The sequence below is a fragment of the Pararhizobium sp. IMCC3301 genome (assembly GCF_030758315.1).
GTDB lineage: Bacteria > Pseudomonadota > Alphaproteobacteria > Rhizobiales.
In genome coordinates this window covers 625,663-642,897 of sequence record NZ_CP132336.1, presented here as the reverse complement: position 1 = coordinate 642,897, position 17,235 = coordinate 625,663, and the positions used below count along the sequence as shown (strand labels likewise).

Genomic DNA, 17,235 nt, shown 5'->3' with positions numbered 1-17,235 from the left:
TCCTGTCAAAGACCGTTGATGTAGGTTCGTTGGTAGCGGTTGCCAAGGCCGGTCAGTAGCTCATAGCTGATGGTCCCGGCGGCCCCGGCAACGTCGTCAAGCGGTACCGCAGGCCCGATCAATTCGATCCATTCATCATACCAGCGGCCATCCTGTAATTGCGCAACATCCGGGTGATCCGTCAGATCAACGCTGATGAGATCCATCGACACGCGGCCAATGATGGGGATGCGCGTTCCGCGCCAGGCAGCACAGCCGCCGCGGCGCTGGTCGCTGCTGCCGGCAGAGCGCAGATAACCATCTGCATATCCGGCGGCAATGGTGGCGACAAACCGTTCATTCGAACCTGAATGCGGCGAGGGGCGCACGGTTTCAGCGCCGCCATAGCCGATGGTCTCGCCGGGGGCTACCGCTTTCAGTTGCAGAATGCGCGCTGCAAGGCTGATCACAGGCCGCATCGGATTATCCGCCCCGAGGGCACTTGTGCAGGCGCCGCCATAGAGCGCAATTCCGGGCCGCACCAGATCGTAATGATAATCAGACCCAAGAAAAATGCCGGCCGAATTTGCCAGCGAGGTGCAATTGCAGGGGTGGTTTTCCACGGCGCTGCTAAAGCGCTGCTGCTGCAAGGCGTTGAGGGCGTGGCCGGGTGTGTCGGCGCAGGCCAGATGACTGATCAGCAGGCTCGGCTGATAGTCGTCGAGCAGACCGGATGCCTGGAGTTTGTCATAATCGGAAATCGGCATACCCAGCCGGTTCATGCCGGTTTCCAGTTGCACTGCATATGCAAGCCTGTCATTGCGGCCCGCCTTCACCCAGGCGTCAAATTCCATATTGATAACCGGGCGCAGCGCATAGTGCCGATAAATATCCAGCGCGTCAGCAAAATAGCCAGCCAATATGTATATAATTGCCTCCGGTGCGGCTTTGCGGACGCGGATGCCTTCGCCCGGCAGGGCAACGAAAAACGTTCTGCAACCGGCCTTCCACAAAGTTGGAACAACTTGCTCAATCCCGAGGCCGTAAGCATCGGCCTTGACCACCGCGGCGCATTCGGCAGCGCCAGCCATCGCGTCCAGTTGCCGCCAGTTATCGGCAATCGCGCCAAGGTCGATGGTCAGTCTTGCTCCGGCGGGAGCCTGATCCAGGGGTGGATTATTCATATTGTTCCGGCAGCCGGTCTTCCTGCGCCAGATTGCTGAAGCGGGTGAATTCGCCTTCGAACAGCAGTTTGACGGTTCCGGTGGGACCGTGGCGCTGCTTGCCGATGATGACTTCGGCGACGCCGGCGATATCTTCCATTTCCGCCTGCCACTTGAAGAATTCCTCGGTGCCTTCCTTGGGCATCTGGCGCTGCAGGTAATATTCCTCGCGATAGACGAACATCACCACATCGGCGTCCTGCTCAATCGATCCCGATTCACGCAGATCGGACAGTTGCGGCCGCTTGTCATCGCGGTTTTCAACCTGCCGCGATAATTGCGACAGGGCGAGGATAGGTACATTCAGTTCCTTGGCCAGGGCTTTCAATCCGGTGGTGATTTCGGTCAGTTCCTGGACGCGGTTGTCAGAGCGTTTGCCGGAGCCCTGCAGCAGTTGAAGATAATCGATAATCAGCATATCCAGACCGCGCTGACGCTTCAGCCGGCGCGCCCGGGCGGTGAGCTGCGATATGGAGATGCCGCCGGTGTGGTCGATATAGAACGGAATGCTCTGCATTTCCTGGCTGGCGATGACAATCTGGTTGAATTGCCGCTCATCGATAGTGCCGCGCCGGATTTCCGACGATGACACGCCGGACTGTTCGGCAATGATACGTGTTGCCAGTTGCTCGGACGACATTTCCAGCGAGAAGAAACCGACAATGCCGCCATTCACTGCTTTGGTGGTGCCGTCCGGCTGGGTTTCCCCCATATAGGCCTTGGCAATATTGAAGGCGATGTTGGTCGCCAGCGCGGTCTTGCCCATGGCCGGGCGGCCCGCCAGCACCACCAGATCGGAGGATTGCAGCCCGCCCATCTGCCGGTCCAGATCGCGCAGACCGGTGGCGATACCCGACAGATGGCCATCACGCTGATAGGCCGCGCTGGCCATGTCAATCGCGTCTTTCAGGGCATCGGTAAAGCTGTGAAAGCCACCATCGTAGCGGCCCTGTTCGGCCAGTTCATAAAGCCGTTTTTCGGCATCTTCAATCTGGTCGCGCGGCGCGTGATCGACGGCGGAGTCAAACGCTACATTGACCAGATCCTCACCAATTCCGATGAGCGAGCGACGGATCGCAAGATCATAGATCGAGCGGCCGTAATCGACGGCATTGATGATGGTTGTGGCCTGGGTCGCAAGCCGGACCAGATACTGGCTGACGGTTATCTCGCCGACCTGTTCATCGGCGGGCAAAAATGTTTTCAGGGTAATTGGGGTTGCCACCTTGCCGACGCGAATCAGTTGCGCCGCAGTTTCATAGATCTGGCGATGCAGCCCTTCGTAAAAATGCTCCGGTTCGAGAAAGTCGGAGACCCGGTAAAACGCTTCATTATTGACCAGAATGGCGCCCAGCAAGGCTTGTTCCGCCTCAAGATTGTGCGGTGCCAGCCGGTAGCTGTCATCGGACGGCTCCTGGTGTTCGCTTTTGGTGTCAATGCTGGTCAGTGCCGTCGTATTCATCACGCTCTCCGCTTCCAGCGGGTTTTAACCATTCCGTAACCAGAGCGGAAGGGAGCATGGCCTTTTCCCCGTTAAACACATCAGCAATGTGAAAAGGGCCGTTGGCGACGTCGAACTCGGCCGGATCAAGCCCGATACAGGGCCAGTCCATGCATTGTGGGCAGTCACCGGGTCAGAGGAATCAGTGCTCAACTGTCAGTCTGTCACCAGTTTGGCTGTCAAAGAAATGAAGATTCGCCGTGTCAAAACTGAGGTGAATCTGCTCATTGGTGCGCAACTGGATTGACGGCTCAAGCCGCGCCGTCAGGTCCTGACCACCAAACCGGCAGATGGCCATTGTGTCCGATCCCAGCGGCTCAAACACTTCCACAACCGGACTGAGTTTGCATGCGTCACGGGAAGACCAGCGCAAATGTTCCGGTCGGATGCCGACATCGACGCGCGATCCATCGGCAACATTGATCTCTCCCAGCTCAAGAGTATCCTCGCCAATGATCAATCGGGTTGCAACGCCTGACCGGTCAACGATCCCTTCAAAGATATTCATCTGCGGGGAGCCGATGAATTCGCCGACAAATCTGCAGTTGGGCTTGTTATAAAGTTCAAGCGGCGGTCCGGCCTGTACAATATGACCTTCGCGCATCACCACAACCCGGTCAGCCAGCGTCAACGCTTCGGTCTGATCATGGGTGACATATATTGTGGTGGTGCCAAGCATGGCGTGGAGGCGCTTGATCTGGGTTCGCATTTCAACCCTGAGCTTGGCATCAAGATTGGACAGGGGCTCATCGAACAGAAACACCGATGGTTCGCGGATGATGGCCCGGCCCATGGCGACACGCTGGCGCTGCCCGCCTGATAACTGGCCAGGCCGGCGCTCCAGAAGCGGTTCGATCTGCAACATCTGCGCCGTGCTTTTGACACGCGGCGCAATATCGGCCGTCTTCCAGCCCCGCATTTTCAGGCCGAACCCGATATTCTGGGCATTCGTCATATGCGGATAAAGCGCATAATCCTGAAATACCATGGCGACATCGCGATCACGCGGCTCCGCGTCGTTCACCACCCGGCCGCCGATGCGCAAGGTTCCGGCAGTGATATCTTCGAGCCCGGCAATCATTCGCAGCATGGTCGATTTTCCACAGCCGGAAGGTCCGACAAAGGCAACGAAATCACCATCCTCCACCTCAAGGCTGACCCCGTGCACGGCGCGGATTGTGCCGTAGTCCTTGACGATGTTTTCTATCTTGATGTCTGCCAATTTGTCCTCCTGGCCTGACTATCTGGACTGACGGTCGACGGCCAAATTAAATCTTGCAATATCGATAATGGCAATGTTATTAATAACGATAATACAGATATTATCAATAATGATAAGTGTTTTCTGCCAAAACGGCAACAAGCGGGAGGTATGGCCGACAATGGCTGTCGAGACTTTTTCAACGCCATCGATTACCAGCCTGTTGCCGCGGCAGTCGAGCCGCCGCAGCCATAATGTCTACGTGGCGCTGCAGAAAGAGATCGTGCTGGGCCAGTTGGCACCGGACGCCGTGTTGCTTGAGCTTGAGATTGCAGAGCGGTTCAACTGCAGCCAGGGCACCATCCGCGAGGCCCTGATGCAGCTCAATGAAGAAGGTCTCGTGAAGCGGCTGCCGCATCGCGGCACCCATGTCGCAGCCTGCCGGTCGGCCGATGCCCGCGTTCTGATCGCACTTCGGCGCGATATAGAATGCAATTATCTTGAGCGTGTTCTTGAGCGTGCAGATGCCGATTTGAATGCAGATTTACGGGGCGATCTGAACGCAATGCGCAACGCTGCGCGAGACGGCGATGAATATTTGCTGTCGGTTCATGACCGGGCGTTTCACACGCGCCTGTTTGCAGCTGCAGACCTGCCGGTGATCACGCCGATACTGCTGCGCTGCCTGATTCATAATCACCGTTATAAAATTCTCAATTCGCAACCCAGCCGTGCGCTGGACGAGACCGCAGAACGCCATGCTCCGATTTTGGCGGCGCTCGAAGCGCGCGACCTCGAAAATTTGCAGAAACTTCTAAGCCATCACATTTCGACCATTGTCGATTTCGGACCCGATCTTACAAATGGTGGTGCAGCATGAACCAGCCGAGTGCGTCAATGAAGGCCGTATTGGACCGGCTGATGGTCGAGGATGCCGGATTGCTGGATCCAACCATGTTGTCGTCTGATGCGGGGCGTGCCCTGGCGGCTCTGTCCAATTTGCGCTGGAACAGGGAACTGCCGGATGTAGCGGAAGCCCGGACCGTCATGATTGACGATATGCCGGCGCGCTACATTGTGCCGCATAATGATTGCGGCACTGACGCCATTTTGCATGTTCACGGCGGCGGCTGGGCGTTCTGTTCGGCCGCAACCCACGAAGGAGCGGCCCGCCGCCTTGCCATTGAAACGGCTGCGCCCGTGCTGACCTTCGAATATCGGCTTGCGCCTGAAAACCCCTATCCTTGTGGTCTGGAAGATGTGCTGGACGTCTGGCAGGCCAGAGACCGCACGCGCCGCTGGAGTATGGCTGGTGACAGCGCCGGAGCAAATCTTGCCCTGGCCGCCATGTTGCGGCTGCAGGAGGAGGGCGGCGAGTTGCCTGCATCCGGCCTGCTGTTTTACGGGGTGTATGGCGCTGACTTTGCCACGCCTTCTTACCAGGATTTTGCCGATGGTCCCGGCCTGACCCGTGCCAAGATGCAGCGCTTCTGGGATTGGTATGCGCCTGAAGAGGTTCGCCACTTGCCCAGTGTGGCGCCGCTTCAGGCCGACGATACACAATTGCGCGCCCTGCCGCCGCTATATCTGAATGCCGCCGGACTGGATCCGCTGCGCAGTGAAACCGAAGCATTGGCAGAGCGGCTGCGTGCTCTGGGACGAGACGATCCTTTCGATCTGTTTCAGGGGGTTGTGCATGGCTTCATGCAAATGGGTTCGCTTCTACCGGAGGCGCAGAACGCCTTCGCTTTGGCAGGAAAATATTTCAAACAGCAAACCGCTCAAACCGAGCATTCAAAATAGGGAGTAAGACAATGAATATACTAGCAAAACTTGGACTGGCAGTGAGTATGGTTGCGTTAGGTACCAGCCTTGCCGCAGCACAAAGCACGGTTCGTTTCTGGTACCATTTCGACAATGCCGACAATCCGATGAACGAGCTGGTTGAAAGCTTTGAAGCACAGAATCCGGGTATTAAAATCGAAGCGGAAAACATTCCGTGGAACAGCTATTACGACACGCTTTATACTTCAATCATCGGCGGCAATGCCCCTGATGCAGCGATGGTCAAAATGTTTGCTCAGCCGCGGTTGATCGAAATGGGCGCTCTGGAGCCCATTGGCGAGCGGATTGAAGCATGGGCTGAAAAATCCGACGTGCAGGAAAACCTGTTTGAGCTGGTCAAGGCAGACGACGGAACATCCTACTATCTGCCTGTGCAATATGTCGTGCTCTATCTTTATTATCGCCCAGACATGTTTGCCGAACTTGGCCTTGAAGTTCCGAAAACCTGCGACGAGTTCCGTGCCGCCGCCAAGGCGCTGACCCGTGACACCGATGGCGATGGACGCACCGATGTCTATGGCTTTGGCCTGCGCGGCAGCAAGGGCGGCCATGACCATTGGGCCAGTCTGACGCTGGGTCGTGATGGTGTCAGCCTGACCGACGGCATTCAATCGGACGCAGGCATTGCTGGCACCCAGTTCGTGGTTGATATGTTCCGTGAAGACGGGTCGTTTCCGCCATCTGCACCCAATGACGGGTTTCAGGAAATCATCGGCGGCTTCAAGGCCGGCAAGACAGCCATGACCATTCACCATATCGGATCGGCAAACGGCATGGTTGAGGCGCTTGGCGACAAGGTTTCCGCCACGACCGTTCCTGAATGCGGGGGCGGGCGCTGGACGGCTTTCGGCGATGAAAGCACTGCCATTCTGTCCTCTGCTGAAGACAAGGACGCTGCCTGGAAATGGATTTCCTTCCTGTCCACCGCCGGAAACAATGCCAAGTTCAATGAGGCAACCGGTCAGCTGCCAGTGACCAAAACAGACAGCGCCGGCTGGACTTTGCATCCGCAGCGGTTTGTTCAGGCAACAGTGGATTCCCTGCCATTTGCCAAGCTGCTGCCAAACCGCACCGAAACCTCGGACTTCGTGAATACGGTCTGGCCGGTGGCCATGCAGCGCGCGCTGACAGGCGAGATCACGGCTGCTGAAATGAATGCCGAAATTGCCAAACTGTACGGCAACTAGTCGCTCTCAATCAGGGGCAGCGTATTGCTGCCCCTGATTTTCATCTGATCATCACGGCACCTGCACTCCGCAAAGCAAGTTTTCCGATGGCAACGCACACCCAAAATGGCTCAGACTCTATTGACGATGCCGGTTCGCAAACCCGTCGCAGGCTGGGCAAGCGCATCCTGCCTTACGCGATGTTGTCGCCTGCTGTGCTGGTGACGTTGACCATCGTGTTTCTGCCGATGCTGCAAACCGCCTGGATGAGCCTGCACGAATATGTTCTGTTCCGCCCCAAAGAATTCAAGTTCCTTGGTTTCGATAATTTTGTCGCAGCGCTTCAGGATGAGGTGTTCTGGATATCGCTGAGACACACCGTGATCTGGATCGGCGTGACGATACCGGGGCAGATGCTCCTGGGACTGGCCACAGCGCTGCTTTTGAACCAGGAATTTCGCTGGCGCGCCCTGGCGCGCGCCCTGATCATCATTCCCTGGGCGCTGCCCTCAGTGGTCATTGCGCTGATGTGGGTGTGGATTTACGACAGCAATTACGGCGTCCTCAACGACTTCATGCTGCGCCTCGGCCTGGTCGAGCAGGCCGTTCCCTGGCTGGCCGATCCGGATCTGGCGCTGGGCGCGATCATTCTGACGCTGACATGGCAGGGCTTCCCGTTTTTTGCGGTGATGATCCTGGCCGGGCTGCAATCGATACCCAGAAGCTACTACGAGGCCGCCTCGCTGGATGGCGCCAGCAGCTTGAGACAATTCTGGCATATAACCTTACCCGGCATTTCCGGGGTGCTGGTGACCGCCGTCCTGCTGCGCACCATCTGGGTGGCAAATTCGTTTGACGTCATCTTTGTGATGACCGGCGGCGGGCCCGGATATGCCACCTATACCTTGCCGCTTTACGCCTTCATCAAAGCACGCACCAATCTTGATTTCGGCTATGGTTCGGCGCTGGCCGTGCTGTTCACCTTCCTGCTGATGGGGCTCGTCCTGCTGTATCTCAGGCGGACCGGAAAGGCGGTGCAATAATGGCGCTCGGTAAAATGCCGACATCACGCCGGCTGCTGATCGTGGAACTGCCGATGCTTCTGATCCTGGCCTTTGCGCTTGGACCCTATGCCTGGATGTTCATTACCTCGGTTACGGAGGAGTCCCGGCTGTTCACCGAAGGTCCGTCGATCATTGGGGCAACCATTGACAATTACACGCGGCTTTTCAGAACCGTGGGCTTTGGCGATAATCTGCTCGACAGTTTTATCGTCGCCAGCGGCACCGTGGTCGTCGGCTTGTCCCTGAGCGTTACCGCCGCCTATTCGTTCTCGCGGTTTTCCTTCAAGGGCAAACGCATCCTGATGCTGCAATTCCTGCTGATCAATATGTTCCCGCTGGTGCTGCTTATCCTTCCGCTGTTTGTGCTGATGCGGGTTCTGGGACTTCTCGACACCCATCTGGCTCTGATCATCGCCAACTCAACGATCGCCATCCCGTTTTCGGTGTGGATGATGATCAGCTATATGAACGGGATACCCAGATCGCTCGATGAAGCAGCGATGACGGATGGCTGTACGCGCATGGGTGCGCTGCGCCGTGTGGTGCTGCCGCTGTGTGTGCCCGGCATCATTGCCACGGCGATCTACATCTTCATCACCTCATGGAACGAATATCTTTATGCACTGACCCTTGGCGGACGCAATGTCCGCCCGATCACCGTCGCGGTTCAGACCCTGATTGGTGAATATGAAATTCAGTGGGGTCTTCTGACCGCAGGCGGCATTGTCGGTGCAATGCCGGCCACCGTCCTGTTTCTGCTGGTGCAGAAACGCCTGATATCGGGTCTCACTCAGGGCGCGGTCAAAGGCTGACCCCGCCATCCCAGAAAGGACGATACTCTTGGACAATCCGGTCGGTATTATCTCGATGCAGTTCATACGCCCGTTTACCGGTGCCGATCTGCATTATTTCGACTATGCGGCAAAGCTCGGTTTTGACTTCATGGAACTTCTGGTCCCGGAGCCGGAGGACAATATTGATCTGGATCTGGCCCGTAAAGCCGCCAGTGACTGCGGCATCAGCCTGGTTTTGGCCGCAAGAGTGAATGCGCAACGCTCTATCGCGTCAGATGATGCAGGCGCGCGGCAGGGTGGTCTGGACTATCTCACCCATTGTGTGGAGGTCGCTCACCAGCTTGGCGCCGGGATTGTCGGTGGCCCGCTTTACGGTGAGCCGATGGTATTTGCCGGCAGGCCGCCTGTGCCGCGCTCCGATGAAGCCGTTGCCGCCCGTGCTGCGCGGACGGTTGAAGGGCTGGCGCACGTCGCGCCGCGCGCCCGTAATGCAGGCGTGGTCTTCGGGCTCGAGCCGCTCAACCGGTTTGAAACGGATATTATCTCAACCACGCGCCAGGCAATTGAAGTCGTCGACAGGGTTGATGATGCGGGGCTTGGTGTCATGCTGGATACCTTTCACATGAATATGGAAGAGCGCTCCATACCCGATGCAATTCGCGCCGCAGGCAGTCGTCTGGTGCATTTTCAGGCCAATGAAAACCACCGTGGCCATCCGGGCACAGGCCATCTTGACTGGACAGCAATCATGCGCGCACTGGCGCAAATCAACTATCGCGGCCCGGTCTCGCTGGAACCGTTTCGGCGCGATGATGACCGTGTCGCCCTGCCGATTGCGCAGTGGCGCGCGCCCCATGAGGATGAAAGTGCCAAACTGAAAGCCGGGCTGGGCGTGATCCGCTCTGCGCTTGCCTTGGCGGAGGTCGACCAATGACCCTGAATATCGGCTGGATCGGCTGTGGACGCCATGCAAGACAAATGCTGCTGCCGCAGCTTGGTATCAACGACATCCGCATTGCCGCGCTGTGCGACAGGGATGAAGCCGCCATGGCCCGTGTGGGCCACGAATACGGGGTCACATCCCTGTATTCCGACTATCGTGATCTGGTCGCCCAGCCGGGGCTGGATCTGATCGGTATGGCTGTGGGGCCGGATCTGCATCAGCATGCGTCGATTGCAGCCCTGGAGAGGGGCTTGCCGGTTTTCATGGAAAAACCACCGGCCGCAACTGCAGCTGGCGCGCGCGCCGTTGCTGAAGCATCGCGGGCAGCAGGGCAGCCGGTGATAGTTGGTTTCATGAAACGCTATTCAACCGGAAACCGGATCGCCAAAAATATTCTGGATAAAGGCGATTTCGGCCAGATTCTGGGCGTCACCGGGACCTATATGACGGCACCGACCTATTTTCAGGGCGAACCGGATTACAGCGGTTTCTATCTGCACCATTGTGTTCACTACATGGACCTCATCCCCTGGCTTACAGGCGATGATTTCGGCGACATGAGTGTACGCAAGATAAGCCCTTCGCCCGGTAAAATCCTGTTTCACCTTGGCTTTACTGCGGACAATGGCGTGATCGGCAATGTAGTGATGGGTACCGTTCAGTCGCGTGGCACACCGATGGAAGAGCTGCGCATCATGGGCGACCATGTCCGGCTGGAGATCGATAACATTATCAAGGTGGCATTGTACCGCGATCCGGCTTTCAAGGCCGATGATCCGGCGGCCACACTTGATGCGGCCTCTGACACATTAAGCTGGACACCGAATTTCACGGCTGCGGCCAATGAGGACCATAAGGGATACAAGGCGCTGGTTGCGGATGCAGCCGCCACCGTGCGCGGCGAGGACCGCAATGTTCCCACCATCGAAGATGGCCTGCGCGCCATGGAGCGCCTTGAGCGGATGATCGCGCTGCTGGAAAAATAATTTACAGCCAGGAAAAGGTCTGACGCGGATCATAAAAGTTTCGGGAAGGCTGGAGCGTGTGTCCAGCCTTCCCGGATCAGCAGAACGGTTGATCCGTTCCGACAATTTGATCAGGCAGTCGTATCTTCGTCTTCTGGGTCGGCGTCTGCATCAGCATCCGCGTCGTCCTCATTGGCGGTTTCGCCAGCGCCTTCTTCGAACACTTCTTCCATGTCCGGTGCGTCTTCTTCGACAATTTCCTCTTCATCGAAAGTATCCCCGGCCACGGAGACATCCTCGCCCATGGCCTGGCGTTCCGCTTCGTCCTCGGAGCGCGCAACATTCACCGATACGGCGGCGTTGACGTCGGCAAACAGGGCAACTGTAATGTCGTGAAGGCCAATTTTCTTGATGGGCTCATTCAGTTGAATCTGTGAGCGCAACACATGAAAGCCAGCTCCTTCCAGACCTGCCGCAATATCGCGGGTGTTGACCGAACCGTAGAGCTGGCCCGTCTGACCGGCGCGGCGGATCATGATGACTGACTGGCCGTCAAGTTTTGTCGCGACCTGCTGGGCCTCGGACTGCATTTCCAGGTTGCGCGCTTCAATTTCAGTGCGGCGGTTTTCAAATTCTTTTTTGTTGGCGGCAGTGGCGCGCAATGCCTTGCCGTTTGGCAGCAGGAAATTGCGGGCATAACCATCTTTGACGCGGACAACGTCGCCAACTTGTCCAAGACGGGCAATGCGTTCCAGAAGAATGATATTCATGAGATTTTCCTTAGGTTTGAAAGTTATGAATTGGAGGTGTTGGACTGAAACCGGCCGCGCAGGTTGAGAAACCCGTCGATCCAGCCAAGAATCAGGATGAGCAGAAGTGGAAACGTGAACAGGATGATGCTGCCATAGACAGCAACCAGAATGATGCCGCGTGAGGCAAGGCGGCGGGTCAGCGCATGCAGCGCGGCAAATCCGGACAGGATCACCAGTGCAGAAGATGCCCCGGCCACCGAAGTCAGGAGCGGAGGCGTAGAACCGGTTAGCCAGATTGCCAGAAACGCTGCCATTGCGGTCAGGTGAACAGCACGCGGTATAACAAGTGTCGTGATGCTGGTTGCCGGTCTTGCAAATGTGCCGTAACGCCGCGCAATCCGTATCGCCAGAACCAGGTTCAGCCCGGTGACAGCCACAAGTCCGGCGGTGGCGACAAAGGGAAACAGGGCGACAAAGAACACGGCAATCTGGGTAATTGTCTGCGGGGGAACTTCAGTGGTGTCGACGGCACCTTCCAGCAGGACACTGGCCTGGGTTTCAATGGCCAGCACCGCGCTTTCCGGGGTGAAATCGGAATACAGGCCCAACAGCAGGAAGATCAGAATTGCAGCGCCGCCAACGAAACTGAGAAGTCTGCCGAGCGGATACCAGCCAGCCAGTTGATCGACCGGCAGATCGGTGTTTCTGAGCCCCGCCAGATAACTCGCCAACAAGGCCGGAGCGGCAAAATTCAGACTGTAGGAAACCGTCTGGGCCGGCAGGCCCGAGACCAGCAACAGTGCTGCAACAGCCGCCACGGCCGCTATCAGCCCGGCGCGCGGGCCAAATGTCAGAGCAGCGCTTTGAATGGGCAGCTGGGCAAAAATCTGCAGCACGATGGCCAGCAATGAGCCCGTCAGGACACTTGCAAATAAAAGGGCGGATAACAGCCCGGCACCAATACTGATCAGAATAATCTGCGTCATGTTCGCTGTCCCGCTCCGGGCGGTTAGAAGCACGTCAATCTGATCAACTGATCAGGCACGGCCTCAACTGAAGTCCGGGCGGCGGCTCATCCGCCGCCCGAATGTCACTTATTTAATAACGTATGGCAGCAGACCAAGGAAACGGGAGCGTTTGATGGCCTGAGCCAGTTCGCGCTGTTTCTTGGCGGACACTGCGGTAATACGTGAAGGCACGATTTTGCCGCGCTCCGAGACATAGCGCTGCAGCAGCTTTACGTCCTTGTAATCAATCTTCGGAGAGTTCGCGCCGGAGAAAGGGCAGGTTTTGCGACGACGGTGAAACGGGCGGCGTTGCGGAAGTTGTGCAATATCAACCATTGTAAATATCCTCGCTCTTACCGGTCACGACCACGACCGCCGCCGCCGGGGCGTCGGTCATCACGATCACGTTTTTGCATCATTGCAGTCGGACCTTCTTCGTGCTGCTTTACACGAATGGTCATGTAGCGCAGGACATCTTCATTGATGCGCATCTGACGCTCCATTTCAGCAACAGCTGCGTGTGGAGCATCAATGTTCATGAAGGTGAAATGCGCCTTGCGGTTACGCTGAATGCGGTAGGTCAGGGATTTCAGACCCCAGCTTTCCACAAACGGAACGGTTCCGCCGTTTTCGCTGACGATTTCTTTCAGGGAGTCGACCAGAGTTTCAACCTGCTGGCCGGACAGGTCCTGCCGCGCAAGCACGACATGCTCGTAAAGTGGCATATTGCCTTTCCTTATATTTGGTTCAGCGCAAAGCCCCATCGAAGCCCTTTGGCCTGCTGGCCGTTGGAAAGGCTGTTCGAAGACGCATCGAGAGCGGGGACACTGAAAGCCGGGTCGAAACCCTACCGTCGCTTCTCACCACATGTGACAAGACACAGCCTTCCGTTCAGCCCCCGGCTGAACCGGTTGCGATGGCGGCGTTATAGCCGTGAGCCAGCCAAATGCAAGATGAAACTGGCCAAAAGCCCCGCATTTGGGGAAATTATCGGAAAGTTTCTTGACAGACAGGCGTGGAATAGGGTGTCTCAGCCCTCACTTGCGATGATATTTCAGTCTGCAATACAGGATATTTCAACTCAATGACACGTGTGTTCACCTTTCCCGGTCAGGGTAGCCAGGCGGTTGGCATGGGTCAGGCGCTGGCCGAAAGTTCCGCTGCCGCAAAACAGGTTTTTGCCGAGGTTGATGAGGCTCTGGGGCAGAATCTCAGCCGCTTGATCTGGGATGGCCCGCTGGAAGAGCTGACACTGACCGCCAACGCACAGCCGGCGCTGATGGCGGTCAGCCTTGCGGCCATGGCGGCAATGGAAGAAGCCGGGATTACAGTGGCTGGGTCGGCGGCCTATGTCGCCGGTCATTCGCTGGGCGAATATTCGGCGCTGGCGGCTGCGGGAAGTCTGAGCGTCGCGGATGCGGCGCGGTTGTTGCGGATACGCGGCGACGCCATGCAAAGTGCGGTGCCGGTTGGCGAGGGTGCCATGGCGGCGATTCTGGGTCTTGAACTGGAGCAGGTCGAGGCTCTTGTGCAGCAGGCATCGGCCAGCGGCGCCTGTGACGTTGCCAATGATAATGCGCCGGGCCAGGTTGTGGTATCCGGGGCCAGGGCAGCCGTTGAAAAGGCCGCCGAACTGGCGAAAGCTGAGGGCGCGCGCCGCGCGCTGATGCTGCCGGTCAGTGCGCCTTTTCACTGTTCGCTGATGCGTCCGGCGGCGGAGCGCATGGCGCAAGCGCTGGCTGAGATCGATCTGAAAACTCCGAAAGTTCCCTTGATCGCCAATGTGCTGGCCGCACCGGTCAGTGAGCCGGATGAGATCCGCAAACATCTGATCGAGCAGGTAACGGGCCGGGTGCGGTGGCGGGAATCCATTCAGTGGCTGGCTGATAATGGCGTCGATGAAGCGTTTGAAATCGGTGCCGGCAAGGTTCTGGCAGGCTTGATCAAGCGCATCGCGCCGGGCATCAATGCCTCGTCAATCAACACACCCGATGATATTCAAAAAATGCTCTGATCTACCGAGCGAATCTGAACGCAGTCAGCCAGGGAGCGACATATGTTTGATCTGACAGGAAAAATTGCGCTGGTAACCGGTGCAAGCGGAAGTCTGGGTTCTGCTATTGCCAGAGCGCTCTGTGCAAGTGGTGCGACAGTGGCATTGCATGGCACCCGGATCGATGCGCTGGAAGCCCTGCAGGCGGAACTGGGCGAAGCGGCCCATGTGTTTCCCTGCAATCTGGCAGACCGCGAAGCCAGGTCGGGCCTGGTTCCTGCTGTTGTAGAGGCGCTGGGACAGATTGATATTCTCGTCAACAATGCCGGGATTACCCGCGATGGATTGGCGATGCGGATGAAGGATGAGGATTGGGACAGCGTGGTGGACATCAACCTCAACGCGCCTTTTGAACTGGCGCGGGCCTGTCTGCGGCCAATGATGAAAGCGCGTCAGGGCCGCATTATCGGAATCACCTCCGTTGCCGGTGTGGTCGGCAATGCCGGGCAGAGCAATTATGCTGCCACCAAGGCCGGCCTTATCGGAATGTCGAAGGCGTTGGCGCAGGAAGTGGCCAGTCGCGGCATAACGGTGAATTGCGTTGCGCCGGGGCTGATCGATTCCGCGATGAACGACAAGCTCACAGACAAGCAGCGGGAAACCATTTTGACAAATGTGCCGGTCGGGCGCCTCGGTACTGCCGATGAAATCGCCGCTGCCGTGGTCTTTCTGGCCAGTGAGGAAGCGGCCTATATCACCGGTGAAACGATCCAGATCAATGGCGGCATGGCAATGGTGTAGGACCTGAACCCCCTTAACATGCGATCAGACCATCGGGGCCGTTTCTGGTGTTTCAAATTGAACTGTGCTAGCAAGCGCCAGATTCCGAGGTTGACGCGGCATCATTGCGGTATTAGGTGCTGCCTGTTATCGACATAAGATGGCCGTAGCGACCGGCTTGCCATCGCCTCTGGCGGTCGCAGACGGTAGAATAATCCTGCTTGGGTTTTGAGGCATCAAACATTAAGCTGGGAAAACGTAGAATCACCGGCGCATTGAAGGCGCTCAAATGAAATCCTGTGACACTGGCGTGCGCGATCCGCGCGTGTCTAGTGCAACAGGATCTCTGGTGTATAGTGTTATTTGAGCAACCGCGAAATCGCGGTGGATGAATGAGGAAAGTTACTTATGAGCAATGTTGCCGATAAGGTGAAAGAAATCGTAATTGGCCACCTGGACGCTGATCCTGAGAAGGTGACACCAGAAGCCAGTTTTATCGAAGATCTGGGCGCAGACAGCCTTGACACCGTTGAACTGGTCATGAAGTTCGAAGAAGCGTTCGAAATTACCATTCCAGATGAAGCTGCCGAATCCATCGTAACTGTTGGCGATGCGGTCAAGTTCATTGAGTCTCAAGCAGACGCATAGGACCTGGTTTTCGCCTGCAGAAAGGCAGCAGCTCCTTGATGGATCGCAGTTTGCCAACAGGCAAACTGCGAATAAATTTTCAGCTCAGTGGTCGGGTGGATTATGAGACGTGTGGTTGTTACTGGCCTGGGCACGGTCAATCCGCTTGGCTGCGGAGTTGATGTTTCCTGGTCGAATCTGATTGCCGGAAAAAGCGGGGCGTCTCGTGTCGAGCGGTTTCAGGTCGATGATCTGGCTTGCCAGATAGCTTGCCACATTCCGCATGGTGACGGGTCTGACGGCACTTATAATGCCAATGACTGGATGGCTCCAAAAGAGCAGCGTAAAGTCGATAATTTCATTGTTTACGCCATGGCTGCCGCTCAGCAGGCGCTTGATGACGCCGACTGGCATCCAAGCAGTTATGAGGATCAGACGGTCTCAGGCGTGCTTATCGGGTCCGGTATTGGCGGTCTTGAAGGCATCGAAACTGCCTCTCATATCCTGCGTGACAACGGGCCGCGGCGGCTCAGCCCGTTTTTTATTCCCGGCCGGCTGATCAATCTGGCCTCCGGATATGTTTCGATCAAACATGGCCTGAAAGGCCCCAATCATTCGGTTGTGACAGCGTGCTCCACGGGTGCGCATGCGATCGGAGATGCGGGCAGGCTTATTGCTCTCGGTGACGCAGACGTGATGGTAGCCGGCGGCTCGGAATCGCCGGTCTGCCGCCTGTCGCTCGCCGGCTTTGCATCCTGCCGCGCCCTGTCGACCCATTTCAATGATGACCCGACGAGCGCCTCCCGCCCGTATGACAGGGACCGCGACGGATTTGTCATGGGAGAAGGGGCCGGCATAGTGGTTCTGGAAGAATATGAACACGCAAAGGCGCGCGGTGCCAGGATTTATGGTGAACTGATCGGCTATGGAATGTCCGGTGATGCCTACCACATCACTGCCCCAGCGGCTGATGGTGATGGCGCCTATCGCTGCATGAAGGCTGCTCTGAAACGGGCAGATCTGGTCCCATCGGACATCGACTACGTGAATGCTCACGGGACGTCCACTCCGCTGGGAGACGAAATTGAGTTGCGCGCCGTTGAACGGCTGGTTGATGGCAATGCCGCACAACTGACAATGTCCTCTACAAAATCAGCGACCGGACATCTGCTGGGTGCTGCCGGAGCCATTGAGGCGATCTTCTCGCTTTTGGCCATTCGCGATGATATTGTTCCTCCGACGCTGAATTTGGATAATCCGTCTGTCGAAACAAAAATTGACCTGGTGCCAAAAACTGCGAAGAAAAAACCCATTTCCGTTGCACTATCAAACTCGTTCGGGTTTGGGGGGACCAATGCATCACTTATTTTTCGGAATGTTGATTGAACAGGGCCG

At 57.0% G+C, this 17,235-nt stretch carries 18 protein-coding genes; 11 read left to right on the top strand and 7 right to left on the bottom strand.

Translation table 11 applies throughout. The features are described from left to right. Positions 1-5 precede the first annotated feature (5 nt). From alr to RAL88_RS02845, 3 genes are all read right to left on the bottom strand, one after another. A complete protein-coding gene (gene alr / locus RAL88_RS02855; protein WP_306267163.1) occupies positions 6-1,163 on the bottom strand; it encodes an alanine racemase in 1,158 nt (385 codons plus the stop codon). Beyond that, a complete protein-coding gene (locus tag RAL88_RS02850; RefSeq protein ID WP_306267161.1) occupies positions 1,156-2,664 on the bottom strand; it encodes a replicative DNA helicase in 1,509 nt (502 codons plus the stop codon). Before RAL88_RS02850 ends, alr begins: the two co-directional genes overlap by 8 nt. Before the next feature lie 181 nt (positions 2,665-2,845). Next, positions 2,846-3,925: an ABC transporter ATP-binding protein gene (locus RAL88_RS02845; protein ID WP_306267159.1), complete on the bottom strand. Its 1,080-nt coding sequence runs from the start codon at positions 3,923-3,925 to the stop codon at positions 2,846-2,848. Between the two features lie 160 nt (positions 3,926-4,085). Here RAL88_RS02845 and RAL88_RS02840 point away from each other — a divergent pair, with 160 nt between their 5' ends. The 7 genes from RAL88_RS02840 (at position 4,086) to RAL88_RS02810 (ending at position 10,702) form a co-directional block, all read left to right on the top strand. Beyond that, on the top strand, positions 4,086-4,784 hold the full coding sequence (locus RAL88_RS02840; protein ID WP_306267157.1) for a GntR family transcriptional regulator: 699 nt from the start codon (positions 4,086-4,088) through the stop codon (positions 4,782-4,784). A 17-nt stretch (positions 4,785-4,801) separates the two neighbouring features. Continuing rightward, complete coding sequence (locus tag RAL88_RS02835; RefSeq protein ID WP_306267155.1) at positions 4,802-5,707, top strand: alpha/beta hydrolase; 906 nt, start codon at positions 4,802-4,804, stop codon at positions 5,705-5,707. A gap of 11 nt (positions 5,708-5,718) precedes the next feature. Next, on the top strand, positions 5,719-6,936 hold the full coding sequence (locus RAL88_RS02830; protein ID WP_306267154.1) for a sugar ABC transporter substrate-binding protein: 1,218 nt from the start codon (positions 5,719-5,721) through the stop codon (positions 6,934-6,936). 86 nt (positions 6,937-7,022) lie between these two features. Beyond that, a complete protein-coding gene (locus RAL88_RS02825; protein WP_306267153.1) occupies positions 7,023-7,958 on the top strand; it encodes a carbohydrate ABC transporter permease in 936 nt (311 codons plus the stop codon). After that, positions 7,958-8,791, top strand: a complete 834-nt coding sequence (locus RAL88_RS02820; RefSeq protein ID WP_306267152.1) for a carbohydrate ABC transporter permease — start codon at positions 7,958-7,960, stop codon at positions 8,789-8,791. Before RAL88_RS02825 ends, RAL88_RS02820 begins: the two co-directional genes overlap by 1 nt. 28 nt (positions 8,792-8,819) lie before the next feature. After that, a complete protein-coding gene (locus RAL88_RS02815; RefSeq protein WP_306267150.1) occupies positions 8,820-9,707 on the top strand; it encodes a sugar phosphate isomerase/epimerase in 888 nt (295 codons plus the stop codon). Then, a complete protein-coding gene (locus RAL88_RS02810) occupies positions 9,704-10,702 on the top strand; it encodes a Gfo/Idh/MocA family protein (RefSeq protein ID WP_306267149.1) in 999 nt (332 codons plus the stop codon). The genes RAL88_RS02815 and RAL88_RS02810 overlap by 4 nt, the downstream gene beginning before the upstream one ends. Positions 10,703-10,812: 110 nt before the next feature. Here the strand turns inward: RAL88_RS02810 and rplI are convergent, their stop codons facing one another. From rplI to rpsF, 4 genes are all read right to left on the bottom strand, one after another. Beyond that, positions 10,813-11,451: a 50S ribosomal protein L9 gene (gene rplI / locus RAL88_RS02805; RefSeq protein WP_306267148.1), complete on the bottom strand. Its 639-nt coding sequence runs from the start codon at positions 11,449-11,451 to the stop codon at positions 10,813-10,815. Positions 11,452-11,474: 23 nt separating this feature from the next. Then, a complete protein-coding gene (locus RAL88_RS02800; RefSeq protein WP_306267147.1) occupies positions 11,475-12,419 on the bottom strand; it encodes a DUF2232 domain-containing protein in 945 nt (314 codons plus the stop codon). Between the two features lie 108 nt (positions 12,420-12,527). After that, positions 12,528-12,776 (bottom strand): 30S ribosomal protein S18, encoded by a 249-nt coding sequence (rpsR, locus tag RAL88_RS02795; protein WP_306257274.1) that lies wholly within the window; start codon positions 12,774-12,776, stop codon positions 12,528-12,530. A gap of 17 nt (positions 12,777-12,793) precedes the next feature. Then, positions 12,794-13,165 carry a 30S ribosomal protein S6 gene (gene rpsF / locus RAL88_RS02790; RefSeq protein ID WP_306267145.1) on the bottom strand — a complete coding sequence of 124 codons (372 nt, stop codon included), beginning with the start codon at positions 13,163-13,165 and terminating at the stop codon, positions 12,794-12,796. A 359-nt stretch (positions 13,166-13,524) separates the two neighbouring features. On the opposite strand from rpsF, the gene fabD reads away from it, so the two are divergent. The 4 genes from fabD (at position 13,525) to fabF (ending at position 17,226) form a co-directional block, all read left to right on the top strand. After that, entirely contained in the window at positions 13,525-14,454 is a 930-nt protein-coding gene (gene fabD, locus RAL88_RS02785) for an ACP S-malonyltransferase (RefSeq protein WP_306267143.1), read from the top strand. Positions 14,455-14,496: 42 nt separating this feature from the next. Continuing rightward, positions 14,497-15,234, top strand: a complete 738-nt coding sequence (fabG, locus tag RAL88_RS02780; RefSeq protein ID WP_306267140.1) for a 3-oxoacyl-[acyl-carrier-protein] reductase — start codon at positions 14,497-14,499, stop codon at positions 15,232-15,234. 387 nt (positions 15,235-15,621) lie between these two features. After that, positions 15,622-15,861: an acyl carrier protein gene (locus tag RAL88_RS02775; RefSeq protein ID WP_306267138.1), complete on the top strand. Its 240-nt coding sequence runs from the start codon at positions 15,622-15,624 to the stop codon at positions 15,859-15,861. 102 nt (positions 15,862-15,963) lie between these two features. Continuing rightward, positions 15,964-17,226, top strand: a complete 1,263-nt coding sequence (gene fabF, locus RAL88_RS02770) for a beta-ketoacyl-ACP synthase II (RefSeq protein WP_306267137.1) — start codon at positions 15,964-15,966, stop codon at positions 17,224-17,226. Positions 17,227-17,235: the final 9 nt, after the last annotated feature.

What these genes read in the sequence shown, in the direction of transcription:
- rpsR (WP_306257274.1), bottom strand. Translation starts at nt 12,776, where the DNA reads ATGGTTGATATTGCACAACTTCCGCAACGCCGCCCGTTTCACCGTCGT.
- rpsF (WP_306267145.1), bottom strand. Translation starts at nt 13,165, where the DNA reads ATGCCACTTTACGAGCATGTCGTGCTTGCGCGGCAGGACCTGTCCGGC.
- RAL88_RS02840 (WP_306267157.1), top strand. Translation starts at nt 4,086, where the DNA reads ATGGCTGTCGAGACTTTTTCAACGCCATCGATTACCAGCCTGTTGCCG.
- RAL88_RS02850 (WP_306267161.1), bottom strand. Translation starts at nt 2,664, where the DNA reads ATGAATACGACGGCACTGACCAGCATTGACACCAAAAGCGAACACCAG.
- RAL88_RS02835 (WP_306267155.1), top strand. Translation starts at nt 4,802, where the DNA reads ATGAAGGCCGTATTGGACCGGCTGATGGTCGAGGATGCCGGATTGCTG.
- RAL88_RS02800 (WP_306267147.1), bottom strand. Translation starts at nt 12,419, where the DNA reads ATGACGCAGATTATTCTGATCAGTATTGGTGCCGGGCTGTTATCCGCC.
- rplI (WP_306267148.1), bottom strand. Translation starts at nt 11,451, where the DNA reads ATGAATATCATTCTTCTGGAACGCATTGCCCGTCTTGGACAAGTTGGC.
- fabG (WP_306267140.1), top strand. Translation starts at nt 14,497, where the DNA reads ATGTTTGATCTGACAGGAAAAATTGCGCTGGTAACCGGTGCAAGCGGA.
- RAL88_RS02830 (WP_306267154.1), top strand. Translation starts at nt 5,719, where the DNA reads ATGAATATACTAGCAAAACTTGGACTGGCAGTGAGTATGGTTGCGTTA.
- RAL88_RS02825 (WP_306267153.1), top strand. Translation starts at nt 7,023, where the DNA reads ATGGCAACGCACACCCAAAATGGCTCAGACTCTATTGACGATGCCGGT.
- fabD (WP_306267143.1), top strand. Translation starts at nt 13,525, where the DNA reads ATGACACGTGTGTTCACCTTTCCCGGTCAGGGTAGCCAGGCGGTTGGC.
- fabF (WP_306267137.1), top strand. Translation starts at nt 15,964, where the DNA reads ATGAGACGTGTGGTTGTTACTGGCCTGGGCACGGTCAATCCGCTTGGC.
- RAL88_RS02775 (WP_306267138.1), top strand. Translation starts at nt 15,622, where the DNA reads ATGAGCAATGTTGCCGATAAGGTGAAAGAAATCGTAATTGGCCACCTG.
- RAL88_RS02810 (WP_306267149.1), top strand. Translation starts at nt 9,704, where the DNA reads ATGACCCTGAATATCGGCTGGATCGGCTGTGGACGCCATGCAAGACAA.
- alr (WP_306267163.1), bottom strand. Translation starts at nt 1,163, where the DNA reads ATGAATAATCCACCCCTGGATCAGGCTCCCGCCGGAGCAAGACTGACC.
- RAL88_RS02820 (WP_306267152.1), top strand. Translation starts at nt 7,958, where the DNA reads ATGGCGCTCGGTAAAATGCCGACATCACGCCGGCTGCTGATCGTGGAA.